This is a genomic window from Desulfovibrio inopinatus DSM 10711 (genome assembly GCF_000429305.1).
GTDB classification, from domain to species: domain Bacteria; phylum Desulfobacterota; class Desulfovibrionia; order Desulfovibrionales; family Desulfovibrionaceae; genus Alteridesulfovibrio; species Alteridesulfovibrio inopinatus.
The window spans coordinates 51,789-69,787 of sequence record NZ_AUBP01000024.1; the positions used below are offsets into that span (position 1 = coordinate 51,789).

General features: G+C 51.6%; 12 protein-coding genes and 1 pseudogene. All 13 read left to right on the top strand.

All coding sequences use genetic code 11. From position 1 onward, the window contains the following. Positions 1 to 12 precede the first annotated feature (12 nt). On the top strand, positions 13 to 852 hold the full coding sequence (locus G451_RS0114115; protein ID WP_027184766.1) for a fumarate hydratase: 840 nt from the start codon (positions 13 to 15) through the stop codon (positions 850 to 852). Then, entirely contained in the window at positions 852 to 1,409 is a 558-nt protein-coding gene (locus G451_RS0114120) for a Fe-S-containing hydro-lyase (RefSeq protein ID WP_027184767.1), read from the top strand. The genes G451_RS0114115 and G451_RS0114120 overlap by 1 nt, the downstream gene beginning before the upstream one ends. A 44-nt stretch (positions 1,410 to 1,453) precedes the next feature. Beyond that, entirely contained in the window at positions 1,454 to 2,773 is a 1,320-nt protein-coding gene (locus G451_RS0114125; protein ID WP_027184768.1) for a malic enzyme-like NAD(P)-binding protein, read from the top strand. Between the two features lie 143 nt (positions 2,774 to 2,916). After that, on the top strand, positions 2,917 to 4,434 hold the full coding sequence (locus G451_RS0114130; protein ID WP_027184769.1) for an SLC13 family permease: 1,518 nt from the start codon (positions 2,917 to 2,919) through the stop codon (positions 4,432 to 4,434). Positions 4,435 to 4,530: 96 nt separating this feature from the next. Next, a complete protein-coding gene (locus G451_RS0114135; RefSeq protein WP_027184770.1) occupies positions 4,531 to 5,283 on the top strand; it encodes a cytochrome c3 family protein in 753 nt (250 codons plus the stop codon). Between the two features lie 6 nt (positions 5,284 to 5,289). Further along, positions 5,290 to 6,429 carry a 4Fe-4S dicluster domain-containing protein gene (locus G451_RS0114140; RefSeq protein ID WP_051261511.1) on the top strand — a complete coding sequence of 380 codons (1,140 nt, stop codon included), beginning with the start codon at positions 5,290 to 5,292 and terminating at the stop codon, positions 6,427 to 6,429. An 11-nt stretch (positions 6,430 to 6,440) separates the two neighbouring features. Next, positions 6,441 to 7,394, top strand: coding sequence for an RnfABCDGE type electron transport complex subunit D (locus G451_RS0114145; RefSeq protein ID WP_027184772.1), 954 nt, complete (start codon positions 6,441 to 6,443; stop codon positions 7,392 to 7,394). Positions 7,395 to 7,398: 4 nt separating this feature from the next. Further along, positions 7,399 to 7,983: an RnfABCDGE type electron transport complex subunit G gene (rnfG, locus tag G451_RS0114150; RefSeq protein ID WP_027184773.1), complete on the top strand. Its 585-nt coding sequence runs from the start codon at positions 7,399 to 7,401 to the stop codon at positions 7,981 to 7,983. Positions 7,984 to 8,071: 88 nt separating this feature from the next. After that, on the top strand, positions 8,072 to 8,746 hold the full coding sequence (gene rsxE, locus G451_RS0114155; protein ID WP_027184774.1) for an electron transport complex subunit RsxE: 675 nt from the start codon (positions 8,072 to 8,074) through the stop codon (positions 8,744 to 8,746). A gap of 30 nt (positions 8,747 to 8,776) precedes the next feature. Further along, entirely contained in the window at positions 8,777 to 9,355 is a 579-nt protein-coding gene (locus G451_RS0114160) for an electron transport complex protein RnfA (RefSeq protein WP_027184775.1), read from the top strand. Positions 9,356 to 9,437: 82 nt separating this feature from the next. Further along, positions 9,438 to 11,537 (top strand): FAD-dependent oxidoreductase, encoded by a 2,100-nt coding sequence (locus G451_RS0114165; protein ID WP_027184776.1) that lies wholly within the window; start codon positions 9,438 to 9,440, stop codon positions 11,535 to 11,537. A 697-nt stretch (positions 11,538 to 12,234) separates the two neighbouring features. Next, positions 12,235 to 15,888, top strand: a complete 3,654-nt coding sequence (gene nifJ, locus G451_RS0114175) for a pyruvate:ferredoxin (flavodoxin) oxidoreductase (protein WP_027184777.1) — start codon at positions 12,235 to 12,237, stop codon at positions 15,886 to 15,888. A 341-nt stretch (positions 15,889 to 16,229) separates the two neighbouring features. After that, positions 16,230 to 17,882: pseudogene (locus G451_RS0114180) on the top strand (methyl-accepting chemotaxis protein); the annotation flags it as partial. Positions 17,883 to 17,999: the final 117 nt, after the last annotated feature.

The window sequence follows — 17,999 nt, forward strand, 5'->3', positions numbered from 1 at the left end:
GGAGACAAAATTATGCGAACCGTACAGGCTTCCGAAATTATCGAGGCCGTCGCCACCATGGCGGTGCATTCCAACCGTATTTTGCCGAACGATATCCGGCAACGGTTTGATGAATGTGCAGCCAAGGAAACCAGCGACGCCGCCAAAGAAATTTTCCGGCAGCTCAAGGAAAATTACGAGTTGGCTGAAGAAACCGGCCTGCCATTGTGTCAGGATACCGGGCTTGCCGTGCTGTTTGTGGAGCTTGGCGAAGACGTGAAGGTCGAAGGGATGAATATTCGTGAGGCCATCAACGAAGGGGTACGCAAAGGGTATGAAGAAGGCTACTTGCGTAAATCGGCCTGTGATCCCTTGACCCGCGCCAATACCAAAGACAACACCCCGGCGATCATCCATTTTGACATTGTGCCCGGCGATAAAATCAAGATTTCGTTCATGGCGAAAGGTGGCGGTTCGGAAAATATGTCGCGCGTCACCATGCTGGCTCCGGCTCAGGGGTGGGAAGGCATCAAAAAGTTTGTGCTCAACCGTGTTGCCGAGGCTGGACCGAATCCGTGTCCGCCAACCATCGTCGGTATCGGCATCGGAGGCACCTTTGAATTGGCCCCGATTCTCGCCAAAAAAGCACTGCTGCGCAAGCTTGACGATACGAATCCCGATGAAAAGCTGGCTGCCATGGAAGACGAATTATTAACCGAAATCAACAAGCTTGGTATTGGTCCTATGGGGCTTGGCGGTGCGACGACGACACTCGCCGTCAAAATCAGAATGCATCCTTGCCATATTGCCAGTCTGCCCCTGGCCGTCAATATCCAATGCCATAGCGCACGGCACGAGGAGGTCGAGATCTGATGGCCGAATACAATCTCACCACACCGCTGACCGACGACGATATCGTCAAGCTGAAGGCTGGAGATGTCGTGAAGCTGACCGGTACTATTTATACGGCCCGAGATGCAGCGCACAAACGACTGTGCGATCTGCTCGACAAGGGCGAAGACTTGCCCTTCGATCTCAAAGGGGCGGTTGTTTACTATGTTGGCCCCAGTCCGGCACCTCCGGGACGCCCCATTGGCGCGGCCGGTCCGACGACGAGTTATCGCATGGATTCGTATGCTCCCCGACTGCACAGTCTGGGGCTCAAAGCAAGCATCGGCAAAGGCAAGCGTAATGATGCCGTAAAGCAAGCACTTATTGACCATAAGGCGGTCTACTTCGGTGCAACCGGTGGAGCCGGTGCGCTTTTATCCAAGTGCATCTCCGCGGCCAAAGTCATTGCGTTTGACGAACTTGGTCCTGAAGCCATTCGTGAACTGACGGTGGAATCGTTTCCATTACTTGTCATCAATGACGCGCATGGCGGCGAACTGTACGCTCAGCCCGATCGTCAAGCCGTTGGCCTTGAGTAAAACGAAAAATTTTGTAGCAAACCCACTCTAAAATGGAGGCCCCCATGGCTTTGTACACAACGCAGGAAGCACTTGATTATCATTCCAAGGGACATAAAGGGAAAGTTGAAGTTATTCCCTGCAAACCGTGCGAAACACAAAAACAATTGTCTCTGGCCTATACGCCTGGTGTAGCGTTGGCGTGCAAGGAAATCGAGCGTGATCCGCAGCTTTCCTATGAATATACGGGCCGGGGCAACCTGGTCGCCGTTGTGTCCAACGGAACGGCTGTTTTGGGCTTGGGGAATATCGGCGCCGCCGCGGGAAAACCGGTCATGGAAGGCAAAGGCGTGCTCTTCAAAGTGTTCGCCGACGTTGATGTCTACGATATCAACCTTGATGTATCCGACCCGGATAAATTGATTGAAATAGTTAAGGCTATGGAGCCCACCTTCGGCGGAATCAACCTCGAAGACATTAAGGCTCCCGAGTGCTTTTACATTGAAGAAACACTCAAAAAAGAAATGAATATCCCGGTCTTCCATGATGACCAGCATGGAACGGCGATCATTTCCGGAGCCGGCCTGCTCAATGCTCTGGAAATCAGCGGCAAGAAAATTGAAGATCTCCGCGTCGTCGTGTCGGGTGCCGGCGCTTCTGCCACCGCCTGTTCCAACTTCTACATCAGCCTCGGTGTCAAACGCGAAAATATCTCCATGTTCGATTCACGCGGCCACATCAACAAAAGCCGTTCCGGGCTCAACGAGTTCAAGCAAGCCTTTGCACAAGACGTGGAATACGCCAGCCTGGGCGATGCACTCAAAGGCGCCGACTGCTTCTTGGGACTCTCCAAAGGCGGTATCCTTTCGCAAGATATGGTGAAGGGCATGGCCGATCATCCGTTGATTTTCGCATGCGCCAACCCCGATCCGGAAATCACCTATCCTGATGCGAAAGAAGCTCGTCCCGATGCCATCATGGCGACAGGACGGTCTGATTTCCCCAACCAAATCAATAATGTGCTTGGTTTCCCGTTCATCTTCCGTGGTGCGCTCGACTGCAATGCCACGGCCATCAACGAAGAAATGAAAGTCGCCGCAGCGAATGCGTTGGCTGACTTGGCCAAAGAACCCGTACCCGATTACGTCATGAAGGCCTACGGAGTTGAAGAAATGGAGTTCGGACCCGATTACATCATTCCCAAACCGTTTGACCTGCGTGTCATCGAATGGGAAGCGGCGGCCGTTGCCAAAGCCGCGATGGATACGGGTGTTGCCGCTAAAACGTTTGATATCGAAGCCTACAAGAAAGAGCTTCGCGAGCGTTTAGCCATTTCTCGCGCACGGATGAAAACGTTTATCGACGATTACAAACTGGATTTCTAGTCTCTTTCTTGACGTTTCAGACTTCTTCCAGCCGGTGTTTGCGCTTGCGCCACAGGCGCAAACACCGGGGAAGGGTGGAAGATGGCTGAACACATGGGGGAAATGAAAGAGTTCTGAGTCCGTAAGCCTATTGGGGGAGTTGCGTGGATACGTATTCGAACAGTCAACGGATCGGTTTTTTTCTAGGTCCCATTGTTTTCATTCTGATCCTACTATTACCACTGCCTGAGGGAATGAAACCGGAAGCTCTCAGAGTCGGTGCTGTCACGGCGCTCATGGCGATCTGGTGGATCACAGAAGCCATTCCCATTCCGGCAACTGCTTTGTTGCCCATTGCGTTATTTCCCACTCTCGGCATTATGAAGTCGGCTCAGTCGACGGCACCATATGCCAACCACCTTATTTATTTGTTTATGGGCGGTTTTTTTATCGCTGTGACCATGGAACGCTGGAACCTGCATCGGCGCATCGCTATGCATACGATTAAAATCGTCGGTTCAAGCCCCAACCGGATGATTCTCGGATTTATGATTGCGACGGCGTTCTTGTCCATGTGGGTGTCCAACACGGCGACCACGATGATGATGGTCCCCATCGGGCTGGCTGTTGTCGCCCAAGCAACCGGACTTGAAGCCGACGACCTGAAAGTCTGTGCTCATGGCGGTGTCGAGTTCAACTTTGGGAAGTCGCTGATGCTCGGTATTGCTTATGCAGCCTCCATCGGTGGTGTCGGCACCATCATCGGGACGCCACCCAACACGATCATGGTCGGCATGATTGAAAAAATGTACGGACAGCAAATTACCTTTGCCCAGTGGATGGCTTTCGGCATTCCCCTGTCCGTCATTATGCTGGCAATTAGCTGGTGGGTTCTCACACATTTTCTTTTCTCCACAAAAGGCCAGGAACTTGGCGGCGGCGAAGCGATTATCGATGCCGAGCTGAGAAAGCTTGGGCCCATGAAGAAAGAAGAAAAAAAGATCGTGTGGGTTTTCGCTATTGTTGCTTTGTGCTGGATTTTGCGCGGCTTTATCAAAATTCCTCAAATTGCAATGATGCACGATGCCACCATCGCCATTATTGGTGCCTTGGCGTTGTTCATTATTCCGTCGGATTTCAAGAAAGGCCGATTCCTGCTTGATTGGAAGACAGCTGTTAAAATTCCTTGGGATGTCATCTTGCTCTTTGGTGGTGGTTTGGCCATTGCCAGCGGATTTTCCAAGACCGGTCTGGCTGCCTGGATCGCTGGTAACCTGAGCATTCTTGAAGGCACGGGTATGGTTGTCTTTATCGGCGCGGTTGTCATCATGACCATCTTCCTGACGGAAATCACTTCCAACACGGCGACGGCCACCTTGCTCGTCCCCATCATGGGCAGTGCCGCCGTGGCGATGGGCGTTAACCCGTACGGTACCATCGTGGCGGCTTGCGTGTCGGCCTCGTATGCCTTTATGCTGCCAGTTGCAACGCCACCGAATGCCGTTGTTTTTGGAAGCGGCTGCGTAACTATTCCACAAATGGCCAGAACTGGGTTATACCTCAATATCATCGGCGCAATTTTGATTACATTCTTTGTTGTCGCAATTATGCCGACGTTGTGGGGACTGGATTTGTCCACGTTGCCGGAATGGGCAATGAAAGCCGCGGAGGTCGCCAAATAACCGCATATTAACGATGTCGGGAGCGCACCGGCTCCCGACATCATAACCTAACGATGGGCACGCCACGGCGTCAGCATCGTTTGCCGCGAGAGAGCCATGAAATTTCCCAAGCGTTTGTTTGCAATCAGCACCGTGACGTTGGCCCTCTTTCTCCTGGCTGTGATCGGCTACCTGGTTCCAGAAGCCAAGCAAGACGTTCCCACCAGGGTGCTCCTCAACAATAAAGGCGGCAATGTAATATTTACTCACGCCAAACATGCTGAAGATTATGGGCTTGTGTGCGATGACTGCCATCATGACAATATGCCTAACCCGCAACGCTCCATTGCCTGTGGCGAATGCCATCCTGCCTCTTTTGACGCCAAATTCATTAAAAATCACGTCAACATGTTTGGGAATAGCTCGTCATGTATAACATGTCATCATGTTGAATATACCGGATCGACCTTCCATCACGACGAACATTTACAAAATACTGGCGATGATTGTCAGTTATGTCACCATTCTACCGATATCGAGCCCGAACCTATGGCCTGTTCAACGTGCCACGAAAAGGTTGGGAACGAGAATATGCCCAGTATAGCCGAGGCCGCCCACACCCGTTGTGCGGAATGTCATAGCGAGATGTTTGATCTCCACCTGCAAGGCTGCGGCAATTGTCACGAACCAATCAATATGAAACACTACACGGGTGAGTATACTCAGTGCTCGGCGTGTCATGAAAAAAGAGGTAAGGATCTTATCATGACCAGGATGGATGCCTACCACGACCAGTGTATGAAGTGCCATCGGGAACTCAAAAAGGGTCCGTACGGCGAAGACGATTGTTTCCTCTGTCACATACGGTAGATTATTATGAAAAAACGATTTCAACTGATGACATCGTCAAGAGGATCGGTCAGGACTCTTCCCGAACCACAACATGTTCTGTTGACCCTATGCCAGCATGAACCGGTTGTTTCCGTCGGTGATGAGGTGGCCTTGGGGCAGTGTGTCGCGTCGGCGACGGAGAGTGATGTTCCCGATATACTCGCCTCGGTGTGTGGAACCGTGTCAGCCGTAGAAAACGAAAGTATTCGTATCGAGACCAACGGCAATGCCGTTGTTCCACCGGTGACGTTTACCGATCGTGATCGCGTGGAACTCAAAACGATGCTGCTGCGTTGTGGAGTGAATGTCGGAGCGGTCCACTCGTCGCGAATACTGGTGATCAATGGCGTGGAACCGGAACCGGACATCACGGTTTATGGGCAATTGCTACGTGACGAACCCTTTCTTGTGTCTGAGGGGTTGCGCCATCTCATGACCTTGGTCACACCGGAGACGTGTTTACTCGTTACGGCTATGGGGGCAAGTGGAACATTGCCCGGTGTAAGAACAAAGCGAGTACCTCCGGTATATCCCGCCGGGCTTGATCCACTTGTCATCAAAGCGGCCACCGGCAAGGAAAACTCGGATGACGTGTGTGTTGTTAGTATCCCGCTTCTGTATGAGATCGGTATAGTGACCACGACGGGCATACCGTTCCCATCGACCATTTTTTCCGTCAATGAAGCCACTTACAAGGCTGCGGTGGGAACACCCATCGGTTTTATTCTCAGTGAAATCGGAAAAAATGTCAGATTCGGGGACAAGATATTTGAAGGCGGTGCATTTCGAGGAGACTGTATACGTTCTCTTGATCAGGGCTTGCAAAAAGGCGTGTATGGCGTTGGCGTCGTGAAGAAACATGCCTACCCGATGGTTGAAGATGCGCCATGCATCAGTTGCGGAGAGTGCGTGCTGGTCTGTCCGTCCCGCATCGATCCAGGGATGCTGTCACGGTATGCGGAGTTCGGCTTGTTTGAAAAAGCTGCGGAACAGCATCTTCATGCCTGCATGGATTGTGGGTTATGTGGATATGTCTGTATTTCGCGTCGACCAGTCGTGCAGTATCTCCGCTTGGCAAAAGCCGAATTGGCCAGCCTTTACTGTGAACCCGATACGGTCTCGTAGAGGAGTATGCTATGAAAAATTTCCTCACGTCTCCTGTTTTGACGGTTGCCGTCCCTCCGCACATCCATTGTGGAAAAACCGTTAAAGGACTCTCGCTCCATACGATATACGCGCTGATACCGGCGATACTTTTCGCGGTGGCCCATTATGGCATCGACGCGATACGAGTTATGGCATTGTCCTGTGCGGTCGCTGTGGTCACGGAATATCTCTGCGCTATGGTTATGGAACAGGAAGCGGCCATTGATGATTTGAGTAGCGTGGTGATTGGCCTCATTTTTGCCTTCATTCTCCCGGCATCAGCACCTTGGTGGCTTGTCGTCATGGGCAGTGTATCCAGCATTGCATTGGGGAAGATGATTTTCGGCGGTATCGGAGGTGCTCCCGTGTGTGCCGCCGCTTTGGGCTGGGCCATTTGTCGCGTCTCCTGGCCACATGCCATGGATATCGAAGCCTGCATGCTCAGTGCGCCGTGGGATTATCCGTTAGGACAATTGAAGCATTTCGGCGTGGAATACATGCATCCTGCAAGCCTTGTAGAGATGTTCTTCGGTAATCAACTTGGCTGGTTGGGGGCCTCACAAGTGGGCGCTGTATTGCTTGGCGGCATCTATCTTCTATGGAAAGGATGGCTACGCCCGTATATTCCTATTGCGTTTCTCGTCGGCGTGTTCATCGGCGCGTTCAGCTTTTACGACTTGGACCCGACCCAATATGCCTCTCCCATATTTCATCTGTTTGCCGGTGGAACGGTTTTCGCCGCTTTTTTTCTCGCCACCGATCCTTCGTCCTCACCGTCCGGTTCTCGTGCCATGATTCTCTATGGATTACTTGGTGGAGTATTGACCGTCATCATTCGCGTTTACGGCAAGTATCCTGATGGGGTGGTGTTCGCTGTTCTCTTGGCGAACTTGTTTGCTCCCCTGATAGAGCGGATTCGGCCCAAACCGTTTGGAGCGAGGTAGCGACATGGGCGAAATACCAAAAATGATTGTTGTGTTGTCGTTGATTTGTGGCATTTCCGGATTCACCCTCGCCGGATTGCGTGCCGCCACACAAAGCCGGATTGAAGAACAGGTTCTCACGTATGTGCAGGCTCCGGCCATGAAGCACGTGCTTCAAGGGTATGACAATGACCCCATCAAAGACCGTAAATCCTTTACGTTGGCCGAAACAGGACAGACCATCACTGTTTTTCCCGCACTCCAGAACGGCAAACTCGTCGGTGTAGCCTTTGAAACGGCGGGTAAAGGCTATGGTGGCGATATCGGCGTCATGGTCGGCTTTCATCCACAGAATGACCGGCTTTCCGGCATCGGCATCACGACTTTGAAAGAAACTCCCGGAGTTGGAACTCGCGTGACGGATGTCGCGTTTTCAAGCCAGTTTCATAACCACTCCATTGACTCCATTGCACTCAGCGCGGCCGGCGGCGACATTGATGGGGTTGGCGGTGCCACGATTTCCTCAACGGGAACGGTGTCGGCCGTTCAGGAGGCCGTCAAAATTTATCAAGCCATTAAAAACGATATCACCAGCTCCTGGAACATGTGACCCACACCCGAACCAGGGAAACAGGAACGCACCCTGTGAAAGGATGTCTGGACACTCAACACGGCCTCGCACGGCTTCCGGAGATGTTATGAACACATTGTGGAAAGAGTTTTCCAAGGGATTGTGGACGGATCTCCCTCCATTTCGACTGGTTCTCGGATTGTGTCCCACATTGGCGGTCACCAAAACAGCCAACAACGGTCTGGGGATGGGGTTGGCCGTTATCTTTGTGCTGACATTGTCGAACTGCATGGTGTCATTATTGCGGAATGTTATTCCGGCCAAAGTCCGCATTGCCTGCTTTATTGTTATCGCGGCATCGTTGGTGGTGGCAGTCGAATTGCTCATGCAGGCATTTGCCTATCCACTCTATCAGCAACTCGGCATCTTCGTTCCACTTATTGTTGTCAACTGCATCATTCTCGGGCGGGCTGAGGCCTTTGCTTCAAAGCGTTCGGTTTTGCCTTCCATGGCCGATGGCCTGGGAATGGGGCTGGGCTTTACCCTCTCGTTGACGTTTCTTGGTTCACTTCGTGAGATCTTTGGCTACGGCTCGTTTTTTGGGACCGATGTTTTTGGTCCCACCTTCAAGCCGTTTTCCTTCATGGTTGAAGCGCCAGGCGCGTTCGTCTGTCTCGGACTTTTGTTGGCGGGGATGAATTATCTCACCAATGTCCAGCGGAAGCGCAAAGGCCTCAAGGCCATCGACGGCCCCACACACGATTGCGCATCGTGCGGTGCATGCGGCGGATTGGGAAAATAGCCGGGCTTATAGCGTAGGGGAGGCCACATCATGCAAGAATATTTTCTTCTTTTTATTGCGGCGATCTTTGTCAACAACATCGTTTTGGCGCAATACCTCGGGAACTGTCCGTTTATAGGCACCTCGAAAAAGACCGGAGTCGCTCTCGGTATGGGGAGCGCGGTTGTCTTTGTCGTGACGATGTCGACGGCGTTTACTTGGCTTGTTCAAAAATATGTTCTCGATCCTCTCGATCTCGGCTACTTGCAAACGCTGACGTTTATCCTTGTGATTGCAGCGCTTGTTCAGTTCGTTGAAATGTTTCTCAAAAAAATGGTGCCGCCGCTGTATCAATCTCTTGGTATCTTCTTACCTCTTATCACGACGAACTGCGCCGTGATGGGGATTGCCATTATTTGTCAGCGTAAAGAATATGATTTTGTCACAAGTATTCTCTTTGCACTGTTCTCCGGCCTGGGGTTTATGTTGGCCCTCGTTGTTTTGGCCTCGATTCGGGAAAAATTGGAAGTGACCCGCATGCCGCGCTCCATTCGAGGCGTGCCGGCGGGACTCATCATGGCGGGCATTATGTCTCTGGCGTTTTTTGCCTTCCAGGGAATGATTGCCTGAGGATATGACGAAAACAAGGTACACCTGCATAAAAAACGCATGAAACTGCCGGTATGTTTTATACCGGAGGAAGGGTACCGATATGATTCTCTCTTCTATTCTCGTTTTGTTCGGTCTGGGGTTGGTTGCTGCAGCTGTTTTGGCAGTGGCTTCTCGGGTGCTTTATGTCAAAGAAGACCCTCGCGTTGTGGCGGTCGAAAGTGCGCTTCCCGGAGCCAACTGCGGTGGCTGCGGATATCCTGGTTGTGCCGGAGCTGCGCAGGCGGTGGTTTCTGGCAAAGCCGGTGCAGATGTTTGTGTTGCCGGTGGAGCTGAAACCGCTCAGGCGGTGGCCGAGATCATGGGGTTGGAAGTCGGCGCCATGGAACCGAAGTCCGCCTGCCGTGATTGCACGGGAGGAGAGCGGGCCGACGAACTCTATCTTTATGAAGGGGCTTCCTCATGTCGGGCACAGGCCATGCTGTATGGGGGAGCTAAAGCGTGTTCTTCCGGATGTTTAGGGCTCGGTTCCTGTGTGGAAGTCTGTCCATTCAATGCGATTCATATGGGGCCTCACGGCCTACCCATTATTGATCCCGAAGAATGTCGAGCCTGTGGCAAGTGCGTTGCCGTCTGTCCACGCGGGGTTATCAGCATCGAGGGCATGAGTTCAAGGCTGTTGCACCTCAATCAAACATCGGATTGCTTAGCACCGTGCCGACAAAAGTGTCCGGGACAAATCAATATTCCTCGCTATATCCGCCAGGTGCGCGAGGGAGATTACGATGGGGCGGTCATGACCATTAAAGAACGCAATCCTTTGCTTCTTGTCTGTGGCCGCGTGTGTCCTCGTCCCTGTGAAACGGTCTGTCGCCGCGGTGCTGTCGACGAACCTGTGGCGATTAACATGCTCAAGCGATTTGTTGCCGACCATGAAATGGCTTCCGGCCGTCATTTGCCGGTGCCTGTTCTTCCCGACACGGGCCGTAAGATAGCGATTGTCGGCGGCGGTCCTGCCGGCTTGTCCTGTGCATATTTTCTGCGACGTCTGGGGCACCATCCCACTATTTACGATTCCATGCCTGCCCTGGGAGGACAACTTCGATACGGTATTCCTGAATACCGTTTGCCCAAAAAAGTCCTCGATTGGGAAATTCAAGGGATTCTGAGCCTTGGCGTGAATGTTGTGCTCAACACGAAGTTTGGTGTTGATTTCACGTTGGAATCCCTGCGTGAAGAAGGATTTGAAGCCTTTTTCGTTGGTATTGGCGCGTGGCAGTGCGGGAACTTGCGCGCAGAGGGTGAAGATGCCGAAGGCGTCATGGGGGGCATAGAATTCCTGACGGCTCAAGCACTGGGGGAAAAGCTCGATATCGGCAAAAAAGTCATTGTTGTTGGTGGTGGAAATACAGCCATTGATGCCGCACGCACCTCTGTTCGTCTTGGGGCTGACGTCACCTTGATGTATCGTCGTACTCGTGCAGAAATGCCGGCAAATCCTGAAGAAATCGCCGGCGCCGAGGAAGAAGGCGTTAAGTACATGTTCCTCAGCACGCCCACGAAAGTCATAACCAATGAGCAGGGTCGAGTTGCGCAGATGGAGTATTTGCGTATGGAACTCGGTGAGCCCGATGCCTCGGGGCGCCGTCGACCCGTACCGATTGAAGGGTCGGAAAGCCGTATTGATGTTGATTTCATTATTCCGGCGATCGGCCAGAACCCCGATATCTCGTGTTTATATGATGATAATAATGTTTGCCATCTCGATACAACGCGTTGGCAAACGATCAATGCCGATCCTGTGACGTTACAGACGGCGATTCCCGATGTCTTTACGGGCGGTGATGTCCATACTGGTCCCAATCTCGTCATTTCGGCCATTGGTGAAGGTCGGCGTGCAGCACGTTCCATACATCACTATCTGACACAGGGCGATATTCATGTCCCAGCCGATGTTCAGCGCGAACTCATTGCGCATACGCTGTTCAAAACGGTCGAAAACGTCGCGCCTAAAGATCGGGCCGATATGCCGCATTTGTGCCATGGAAAAGAGCGGACATGCACGTTCAATGAAGTCGAAGGTGTGCTGACCGAACAGGAGGCTCTTGCCGAAGCCACACGCTGTCTGGATTGCGGTCTCGTGTGCTACAATCGCGACGTAAATCCTGAAGTCGCTCTTGATCAGGTCCGTCGAGGGAGATGAGCGAAACCTCTCGGGGTTCCGACACGTGAACAAGTGCGTCGAGAACCCCGATGTCTTGATTCATGTCGAACTGCGTCAGAAGACGTTCTGTGTCGATAAGTCGTCAGCTATTATAAAATTTAGACACACCTATAAACGATTTTCGTCGAGGAGATATCGTGCCGGAATGTGTCAATCCGGCTCTTTTCATCACGATTGAAGCGCAATTTGATGAAGATAACGAAGAAAAATTCAAAAATTACGGCTGAGCGCATCAAAGAAGGGTAGCGAAGACGTCCAATACTCATTAATGTACAGTCCGTCGAAGGCACAAGAGAATAACCCCTCTGGCTACTTTCTCAACTCCTGAAGACTGTACCGGTATCGAAACGACGGTTCCCCGATGAACGGGAATGCCCCAAGTCGTCGTTTTTGATACCACCTTAGAAGTGCGATGACGTCGCCTGTATGTATGACGTCGACGTGAGCACAAAAAACAAACGAAGGAGTCGGGAGCGTTGCCAGCTGTCTCTTGTGACCTGTGGACCGCGTCAAAAAGAATCACAACACCACGGTCCTGTGCGTCATTTGGTCAGATGAATCATGGCGAATCGAATGATATCGCCCTGGAACGTCTTCGAAGAGCAGGCATACTCCCCCAACCAACAACCCCAGCCTCTCTACATTCAGGAATTGATCCAACTCAACGGAGAACACAATGGCGAAAAAAATGAAAACGATGGACGGCAACCAGGCCGCTAGCTACGTGGCATATGCCATGAGCGAGACGGCGGCCATCTATCCCATTACGCCTTCCTCACCTATGGCTGAACTGGCTGATGAATGGGCAGCCAAAGGGACGAAGAATATCTTCGGACAAACTCTGGAAATTAGAGAAATGCAGTCCGAAGCCGGGGCAGCCGGTGCCGTACATGGTTCTCTCGCAGCAGGGGCTTTGACCAGTACCTTTACAGCCTCGCAAGGCTTGTTGCTCATGATCCCCAACATGTACAAAATCGCTGGCGAACTTTTGCCCGGCGTTTTTCATGTTTCGGCCCGAGCATTGGCTGGGCATGCGCTGTCCATTTTTGGTGATCATCAGGACGTTATGGCGTGCCGGCAGACCGGATTCGCCTTGCTGGCGTCCAACTCGGTCCAGGAAGCGCACGATATGGCGCTCGTCGCCCACCTTGCCGCTATTGAATCGAGTGTTCCGGTGATGCACTTCTTCGACGGCTTCCGGACGTCGCATGAAGTCTCGAAGATTGAAGTGCTTGGTTATGATGATATGGCCGGATTGGTTGATTTCGATAAAGTCGCGGCATTCAAGGCCAATGCGCTGAACCCGGAACATCCGCATATTCGTGGTACGGCTCAGAACCCGGATATTTATTTCCAGAACCTTGAAGCCGCCAACGTCTATCGGGAAAAGCTTCCGGGTATTGTCGCCGATATTATGGCGAAGGTCTCCGGACTTACCGGCCGTCCGTTGCATTTGTTTGACTATGTGGGCAGCCCCGACGCCGAACGCGTGATCATCGCGATGGGCTCCGGTTGTGAAACCATCGAAGAAGTCACCAACCATCTCACCGCGAGCGGTGAAAAAATTGGCCTCATCAAAGTGCGTCTGTATCGTCCTTTTGATGCCAATGCCCTGATTGCGGCTCTGCCGGCAACCGCCACGCACATCACGGTGTTGGATCGGACCAAAGAATATGGTTGCTTGGGTGAACCGCTGTATCTTGATGTTGTTTCAGCTTGTGCCGAGAAGGGACTGAACAAGAACATTGTTGGCGGCCGTTACGGTTTGGGTTCTAAAGAATTCACTCCGGGTATGGTTAAAGCGGTTTACGATAACATGAAAGCCGATGCTCCGCGGAATCATTTCACCGTGGGGATTGTCGACGATGTCAGCCACACGTCTCTGGAGATCACGGAAAAACTCGACACGACTCCCGAAGGCACCGTGCAGTGCAAGTTCTGGGGATTGGGTTCGGATGGAACCGTTGGCGCCAACAAGCAGGCCATCAAGATCATTGGTGACAAAACCGATCTCTATGCTCAAGGCTATTTTGCCTATGACTCGAAAAAATCTGGTGGGATTACCGTCTCGCACTTGCGTTTCGGCTCGAAGCCCATCCAGTCGACCTACCTTGTTGAATCCGCTGATTACATTGCTTGCCACAACCCGAGCTATGTCAATCTCTACGACGTGCTTGAAGGCATCAAGGAAGGCGGAACCTTCGTCTTGAACAGCTCGTGGTCGGCCGAAGACATGGAAAAGAAGTTGCCGGCTTCCATGCGTAAAGTCATTGCGACGAAGAAACTCAAGTTCTACACGATTGATGCTGTTGCTATTGCCGGCAAAGTTGGCCTTGGTGGACGCATCAACATGATCATGCAGACCGCCTTTTTCAAATTGGCCAATGTTATTGACTTTGAAAAGGCCATTGCTCTGCTCAAAGACTCCATTAAAGATGCCTACGGCAAGAAAGGCGATAAGATTGTCAACATGAACATCGCGGCCGTGGATGATGCGGCGGCCAATCTTGTTGCCATCGATTACCCGGCGTCATGGGCCGAGGCGACCGACTCCGCCAAGCCGGAAAAAGACGTACCCGACTTCGTCAAAAACGTCATGCAACCCATGCTTGCCCAGAAAGGCGACAGCCTTCCGGTCAGCGCTTTCGAACCCGACGGACGTTTTCCCGTGGGGACCACCAAATATGAAAAACGTGGTGTTGCCATTCTCGTTCCGGAATGGATTGCCGACAACTGCATTCAGTGCAACCAATGTGCATTCGTTTGTCCGCACAGTGCCTTGCGCCCGGTGTTGGCTACCACCGAGGAATTGTCTGGAGCTCCGGCGTCATTTACGACTCAGGACGCAAAAGGCAAAGAACTCAAAGGGATGCAGTTTCGCCTTCAGGTCAATGCGCTCGACTGCTTGGGCTGTGGAAACTGTGCCGATATCTGCCCGTCCAAGGAAAAAGCCTTGGTCATGAAGCCCATTGCGACGCAAACCGAAGATCAGGTTCCGAACTTTGATTTCTCCGAAACCATTTCCTTTAAGGATTCGCTGCTCAAACGTGATTCGCTGAAAGGCAGTCAGTTGCAGCAGTCTCTTATGGAATACTCGGGTGCCTGCTCGGGATGTGGTGAAACTCCTTATGTCAAACTGCTGACCCAACTGTTTGGCGAACGTATGGTCGTCGCCAACGCCACGGGATGTTCCTCCATTTGGGGGGCCTCGGCGCCTTCGTTCCCGTATTGCGTGAATAAGGAAGGACATGGTCCGGCATGGGGCAACTCGCTGTTCGAAGACGCTGCCGAGTTCGGTTTTGGTATGGAAATGGCCGTGTCGAAGCGTCGGGAACGATTGATCGACCTGGTGACTGAAGCTGTTGCCACGGACATCCCTGCCGATCTCAAAGATGCCATGAACTCTTGGTTGTCTGGAGTCGGTTCGCCCGAAGTATCCAAAACTGCTGGGGATGCGGTTCGTTCCGCATTGGCCGGTATGGCAGAGAAGAGCGATCTGTTGAAGCAGATTGAATCCATGGGCGATTTGTTCACCAAGAAATCCATTTGGATCTTCGGCGGTGACGGCTGGGCTTACGATATCGGATATGGTGGACTCGACCACGTGCTGGCATCGGGTGAAGACATCAACGTGTTGGTGATGGACACCGAAGTCTATTCCAATACGGGCGGTCAGGCCTCGAAGGCGACTCCGACCGGATCGGTGGCCAAGTTTGCCGCGGCCGGGAAGAAAACAGGGAAAAAGGATTTGGCTCGTATGGCCATGTCCTATGGGTATGTCTATGTGGCTGCTGTTTCCATGGGCGCCAACAAGCAACAATTGCTTAAGGCGTTCACCGAAGCGGAAAGCTATCCTGGACCCTCGATTATCTTGTGTTATGCGCCGTGTATCAACCAAGGCATTCGCAAGGGCATGGGCAAAACCCAATTGGAATCCAAATTGGCCGTTGATTGTGGCTATTGGCCTTTGTTCCGCTACAATCCGACCTTGGCCGACAAGGGTGAAAATCCCATGTCGCTCGATTCCAAAACCCCGGATGGAAGCTTGCAGGATTTTCTCTCCGGAGAAAACCGCTATGCCATGCTTGAGCGTTTCATGCCTGAAATCTCCAAGGAATTGCGTTGTGAGATCGAACGTCAGGTGAATGAACGCTATGTACTGCTTAAAGCACTGGCCGATCAGAAACCCGTCAAGACATTGTGTCACGACATCGGTCTGACCTTGCCGGGAGAGCCCGCTGATGATGCGACATGTGATGCCACATCAACGGCGGAACACGACCGGCCGGGAAGCGGCGCGGCCTGTGATGACGGCCGATCCGGTGCCTAGTGATCATGCTTTGTGATTTCATGAAATAACGAATCGACAGGGGTACCGTGTTGTTTAGCGGTACCCCTTTTTTACTTTCTGGGACGAGAGAGAACCAAAAGGATGAGAAGGAAGGTGCGACGGCTTTTTTTTCGATAGCGATCCTTCCATGTATGCCAGTGACAGGAGGAGTCATGTTACGACGGTTCACGATCGGTGTGCGAATTTCATTTATGTTAAGCATAATGGCCCTGTTTCTGATCGGAATTGTATTCGGGTTTCTCAAGCATGAATATAATATGAGAGACCTCAGCATCGAAACGATGCAAACAAAACTGCTGGCGGCTCAAAAAGAAAAAATTCAAGTTGCAGTCCATGTGTTGGCAGAAGCCATCAGCCAGGATTTTCGCACTGTTACCGATCCGCAGAAGCAGGCTGCACTTTTGCGGGACACGCTTTCTTCTCTTCGCTTCGAGGACGATCAGTCCGGATATTTCTTTATATATGATACTTCAGGGATAAACATTGCGCATCCACTCAAACCGGAATTTGAGGGACAAAACCGTATTGATGTTGTGGATAAAAAAGGGAAGACGTACATCCGGGAACTTGCAGACAAAGCCAAGTCTGGAGGCGGTTTTGTGGAATATTATTTTTCCAAGCCCGGAGAGGATGGCCTGAAATCCAAACTTGCTTACGCTGAACTGATACCTGGCACAAAATATTGGATCTGTACCGCCTTTTACTATGATAATCTTGAGCGCGATAAAAATGAACTTGCAGAAAAAATGGATAGGTTGGTCTCAAGCAATACATCAACCATGTTGATAGTTATTGCTGCAATCTTTTTTCTTGTTATCCTTCCTATCAGTATTGCAATTGTTCGATCCATTATCAAACCATTGGAAATAGCGACAGATGCTGCGCAGCAGATTGCAGACGGTAACCTTGATGTAGACTTGGATGAACGCGGGAACGACCGGGCTGCCAAGCTGCAACGAGCTCTGAATACGATGGCGAGAACCCTACTCTCCAATATGGAAGAAATCGCTATTAAAACGCAAGAGACGCTGGAAAAGGCCAAAGCTGCAGACGAGGCCAAGTGTTACGCAGAAAAATCCATGTTAGAAGCGCAGGTCGCGCGGAAGGATGGGATGATCCAGGCGGCGGATCGTCTTGAATCTATTGTTGGTTTTTTGGCTGAGGCATCGAGTGAATTGTCCAACCAAGCCAATGAAACACGATCCGGAGCTGAGACACAACAACAGCGCATTCAATCCACTGCCGAATCCATGGAGTACATGAACGCGTCGGTGCTCGACGTTGCACAAAATGCTGATGAAGCAAGTATCATGGCCAACAATGCCAGAGAAACCGCCCAGAAAGGTGCCGATGTTGTGCGACAATCCATTGAGGCTATGAACGCAACGCAAAAGCGTGCAATGGCGCTACGAGAAAATATGACACAACTTGATGGTCAGGCGCAATCCATCGGCAACATTATGGATGTCATCAATGATATTGCCGATCAGACCAACCTCCTTGCGTTAAATGCAGCAATTGAAGCTGCACGAGCGGGAGAGGCCGGTCGTGGATTTGCCGTCGTGGCCGACGAAGTCCGTAAACTTGCCGAAAAAACTATGGGAGCCACCAAAGAAGTTGGGCAATCCATAGGCACTATTCAACGCTTGGCCGCAGATAATATGACATCAATGGAACAAGCGGCTGTAGATATTGACAAAGCCGTGAATTTGTCGAGTGAATCAGGCGAAGTGTTGAAGGAAATTGTTGCTGGAGCAGAGTCCTCAGCCAGTCAAATCGCCGTCATTGCCACAGCCGCCGAGGAACAATCGACAACAGCCGAAAAAATTAGCCGCGCCGTAGACGAAATCAATCTCATCTCTTCTGAGATTGCTCAAGGCGCCACGGATTCTTCTTTGGCCTTGTCTGAGTTAGCGAGTCAATTGAATGACTTAAGCGGCATTATTGAAGAGCTGAAAACTGAAACCTCATAAAAAACACGTCTTCGTAGGATGGTATTTGTGCATGCGTTCCGGTTCCACCTCATCGTTGTCTTCGTTTGCATTTAATGTTTCGATGATGAGGTGGAGAGGAACACGCATTTCCGCTTT